Raw genomic sequence first — 5,036 nt, 5'->3', positions numbered from 1 at the left:
ACAAATAATTAAGTTCACCCTATCTTTTCATTTTAGCAAATTATAGGAGAACAATAGATTTACCTATAGGCTAGTAATATAATTGTAAATCTTTTCGTTACCAATATCTATATTGCCCGTTTCTAAAAACCTTTCTATGCAGTCTACATCCCATTCAGTTAAATATTGAGCGGGTATAGAAAGATTATAGCCACATTCGGCCAACAAGGTGTTTAGTTTAAAAATACTAGTGTAGTCAGCTTTTTTTGAATAGTAGGAAGGCGCTTTCTGCTTGTGGTATGCTAAGCAGTCATTTTGTATAAGTATAAGGGTTTGTACATACTCCTTATATGCATCCCTGAAATCCGTTACAGTTATTCCTATTTCATCTAAATAAGCGATCATGGATATATCTTTTAACATATTATCAGCAAACTTATCTGCTGTTAGTTTTCCAGATATTATTCCTTTCTGGTACTTTCTCAATACTTTTTTTGTGCGGCTATAGATGTCGTAACGATGCTTTAAACTAAGATCCAAAAACTTCATCTGCATCACCTCTACTTTAATTTTACAATAAAAGAATAAAAAAAGCTAGTTAATGATAATAAATAATTTATAAAATTTACTTTTTTTCACTAAAAATGTAGTATAATAGACTTAATATTGAAGAGGGGAGGAGTAATATGCGTAATATTGAGAGAATGAAAAACCTTGTTGAGATAACAAAGATAGTAACAAGTGCAGATAGTTTTTACGATGTCAAAGACTTGATTATTAGCAAGATGCTTAACGTTGTACATCCAACCAAAGCTTGTGTAAACCTTTTTTATGGAAATGACTATAATTATGCACACTTAGTTTGCTCTGCAACCCTTGAGTACATACCTCAACTTTTTAAGCCAGATAAAAAATATGGTGTTAAGATAGACTTTGATATATATCCGGACTATATACATGAGGCTGTAAAAGAACAGAAGGTCGTTATTGTAGAAAATATTTTTGAAGACCCTAGGGCAGCTAAAGAAATAGAACTTGCAACTAGTGAAAATTATGTTGGAAGGGCAGTTTTTCCTTTTGTAATAAATCGTAAGACAGTAGGCTTTATGACTTGTTACCTAAGCGAAAGTGATGTTTTAACTGACGATGATATAGACTTCATTACTCAGGTAGCTTCACTTATGACCCTGTCGATTTCTATTACACAAAAAAATAATGGGATTAATAAGCTTATAAACAAGCTGAGAAAATCAATTACAAGCGTGAATAAGGCTTCGAGGCAGCTATATTCTACTAAGGATATGCATAACTATCTTACTAGGATGGCAAGCATACTTAAGGAGAGTACAAATAGTTCATCATGTTTATTGAATGTATACCACCTTGATAATAAGGGGGATATAGTGGGCCAAAAAATAAGTATAGTTCAACCCGCTAGCGAGTCCAACTTTATGAATAAATTGATTCCAGAGGTAATAAGGAAAAACAAGATGTCTGCCTTTGGTGAAAGTGATTACCTAGGTGAGACGAATGATAAGGGAATTAGATACTATCTTTACTATAAGTTTATTATAGATTCAAAGACCCAGCTAATCCTATGGTGTATAAGCGACAATAAATATACTAAGGACGACCAGAATACACTTTCAGCTATATCTAAGCAGATAGGTATGAGTATGCAATCCTACGAGTATACGCTTAATTATGAAAAACATAGGTCTATAGATAATGATCTTAATGTTTTGAAGCAGCAGCAAGAACTGATAATGAAACAAAATAACGTTAAAACAGTCAATGGTAAGGATATTTTCTACTATCATAAGTCAGCCAAGGTAGTTGGGGGAGACTTTCACTATGCGATTGAAACTAATGAAAATATAGTATTTATAATAGCCGATGTAATGGGACATGGTATTATATCTAACTATATTGTTGCGATTATGAAGGGGGCCTTTAATGCCTTACTTAGCTATGTTAAAAGCCCAGCTGAGCTTTTAACAAAGATGAATAAGTTCCTTTATGACGAATTCGATAAGATGGGGGTTTATTCAACCGCTCTAGTAGGAACTATTAGTAAGCATGAAAGATTAATGACCATAGCTAATGCTGGACACTATCTTCCTATATTAGTTGACCTGGACAACAAGCCTATGGGCTATGAAGAGGATAAAAAGGGTATACCAGTTGGAATCTTAGATGACACAAAGTATGAAAATATGAAAATAAATATTAAGAACCTGAAAGGGCTACTCCTTTTTACTGATGGTATAATTGAACTTAAAAATTCTAAGGGGGAAGAGTTTGGTCTATCAAGGCTAGAAAAATTTTTTGTAGAGCATATTGATGATAAGAAGGAGCTTTTCTTGGACTTACTTGACAGGGCAATTAAAGAACACACCTTCGATGAAGATAAGAGTGATGATATACTCCTTGTCACAATAAAACCATCGACTTAAATTGAATATTTGAATTTATTTTATTCAATTTCAAATGAGATATGGATTATTAATTGAGAAATAAAAAATAAAATGATAGTTAAAAACAAGTTAATTGTTTAACACCAATTAGCTTGTTTTTTTATGAAAAAAATGGGAATAACTAATATGATTAGAAATATTGCAACAATATATTTAAAATTATTAGTGAAAAGTTGTTTTAGATTCAATGAGAGAAAGCCCTAAACACTATATAAACAAGGTATTAAATTTAATATGCTTATAGACATTTTGAATGTCTATAAATAGACAAATGAATTTTTATTATTAAGTTGATTTTTTGGTTTTTTTTTAGTATAATGAGTCTAAACGATTAGAAGCCTACGAAAACTTTAAAAAAGTTTTCCTAAGCATACCAATTGTAAATTTTATTAATTAATTTAGTATACACTATTTTTTTGTTTTTCTATTATCAAATGCGACTAGTATATAATTTATTTATATAGTTTACATTAATGATGGTAAAGACAGTTTTAGTGTATTCCATATTGTATACAAGAAACAATATACTTATTCTTATTTTCTTAAGGAGGAAAAAAATGGCTAAATTTATGAAAACAGTTGATGGAAATACAGCTGCTGCTCATGTATCTTATAGTTTTACAGATGTAGCTGCTATATATCCAATCACTCCATCATCTACAATGGCAGAAGTTGTTGATGAATGGGCATCACAGGGTAGAAAGAACATATTTGGACAGGTTGTAGAAGTTGTAGAAATGCAGTCTGAAGGTGGAGCAGCTGGTGCTTTCCACGGTTCATTGGCATCAGGTGCGCTTACTTCTACTTACACTGCATCTCAGGGTCTACTATTAATGTTACCTAACATGTACAAGTGTGCAGGTGAATTACTACCAGGTGTATTCCACGTATCTGCAAGAGCACTTGCGGCTCAGGCACTATCAATATTCGGTGACCATCAGGACGTTATGTCTGCTAGAATGACAGGATGTTGTTTACTAGCTTCAGGTTCAGTACAGGAAGTTGCCGATATAGCTCCAGTAGCTCACTATGCAGCTATTGAAGGTAGACTACCATTCATACATTTCTTTGATGGTTTTAGAACGTCTCACGAAATACAGAAGGTAGAATTATTTGAAAATGAAGACTATGCTAAGTTATTAAACTTCGATGCAGTAAAGGACTTTAGAGATAGGGCTCTTTCTCCAAATTCTCCAGTAACTAGAGGTACTGCTCAGAACCCTGATATTTACTTCCAGACTAGAGAAGCGTCTAACAAGTACTATGACAACATGATTGGTATAGTTGAAAAGTACATGGATAAGATGTCAGAAATGACAGGAAGAAAACACAGCCTATTTGACTACTATGGTGCTGAAGATGCTAAGTATGTAATGGTTGCTATGGGTTCTGTTACAGAAGCTGCTGAAGAATTAATAGACGTACTAAATGCTAATGGTGGTAAGTATGGTATGGTTAAGGTTCACCTTTATAGACCATTCTCTCAGGATCACTTCCTAGCAGCTATGCCTAAGACAGTAGAAAGAATTGTTGTTCTAGATAGAACTAAGGAACCGGGTGCTAATGGAGAACCTCTATACCTTGACGTAAGAGATATCTATTATGGAAAAGAAAATGCTCCTATGATAATAGGTGGTAGATACGGTCTAGGTTCTAAGGATACTATACCAACTGACCTATTGGCAGCGTTTGAAAACTTAACTTCTGACCAGCCAAAGGATAGATTTACCCTAAGCATTGTTGACGATGTAACTCATCACTCAATCAAGGCTAGCAAGGAAGTTAGAATAGCTCATCCAGGAACAGTAAGATGTAAGTTCTGGGGTCTAGGTTCTGATGGTACTGTAGGTGCTAACAAGCAGGCTATAAAGATCATCGGTGACAACACTAACAAGTATGTACAGGCATACTTCGACTACGACTCTAAGAAGTCTGGTGGTATAACTATGTCTCACTTAAGATTTGGTGATACTCCAATTAGATCAACTTACCTATTAGATGAAGCTGATTACATTGCATGTCATAAGCAGAGCTATGTACACCAGTATGATGTAATCAAGGGATTAAGAAAGGGTGGTACATTTGTACTTAACACTATCTGGTCTCCAGAAGAATTAGATACACACCTACCAGCTGCTCTTAAGAGATATATAGCTAGAAATGAAATTGAATTCTATACTCTTGATGCTGTAAATATAGCTAAGGAAATAGGACTAGGAAATAGAATAAACATGATCTGTCAGTCAGCATTCTTCAAGTTGGCAGATATCATACCAGTAGATGATGCTGTTGCTTACTTAAAGGATTCTATAAAGAAGACTTATGGTAAGAAGGGTGACAAGATTGTTAACATGAATAACGAAGCAGTTGAAAAGGGTATAAATGCTCTAGTTAAGATTGATGTCCCAGCCGCTTGGGCTGATGCAGTTGATGAAGCTGAATTAGCTACTATAGGTGAACCAGAATTCATCAAGAATATACTTAGACCGATGACAGCAGTTGAAGGTAACTCTTTACCAGTATCTGCATTCAATGGTCGTGAAGATGGTCACTTCCCTCAGGGTACTGCAGCATATGAAA

3 protein-coding genes are annotated in these 5,036 nt (G+C 34.1%); 2 read left to right on the top strand and 1 reads right to left on the bottom strand.

Features of this window, described 5'->3' with window-relative positions; translation table 11 throughout:
- Positions 1-63: 63 nt before the first annotated feature.
- Positions 64-528 carry a hypothetical protein gene (locus ACW6OJ_RS07365; RefSeq protein ID WP_293427156.1) on the bottom strand — a complete coding sequence of 155 codons (465 nt, stop codon included), beginning with the start codon at positions 526-528 and terminating at the stop codon, positions 64-66.
- A gap of 137 nt (positions 529-665) precedes the next feature.
- On the opposite strand from ACW6OJ_RS07365, the gene ACW6OJ_RS07360 reads away from it, so the two are divergent.
- Positions 666-2,435, top strand: a complete 1,770-nt coding sequence (locus ACW6OJ_RS07360; protein WP_456096182.1) for a GAF domain-containing SpoIIE family protein phosphatase — start codon at positions 666-668, stop codon at positions 2,433-2,435.
- 578 nt (positions 2,436-3,013) lie between these two features.
- The coding region (nifJ, locus tag ACW6OJ_RS07355) for a pyruvate:ferredoxin (flavodoxin) oxidoreductase (protein WP_456096181.1) at positions 3,014-5,036 on the top strand (2,023 nt) is incomplete at its 3' end.

It is taken from the genome of Peptostreptococcus sp., from assembly GCF_977045075.1.
The sequence above is the reverse complement of the archived record's forward strand: the minus strand, read 5'-3'. Positions and strand labels throughout refer to the sequence as shown.

What these genes read in the sequence shown, in the direction of transcription:
- ACW6OJ_RS07365 (WP_293427156.1), bottom strand. Translation starts at nt 528, where the DNA reads ATGAAGTTTTTGGATCTTAGTTTAAAGCATCGTTACGACATCTATAGC.
- ACW6OJ_RS07360 (WP_456096182.1), top strand. Translation starts at nt 666, where the DNA reads ATGCGTAATATTGAGAGAATGAAAAACCTTGTTGAGATAACAAAGATA.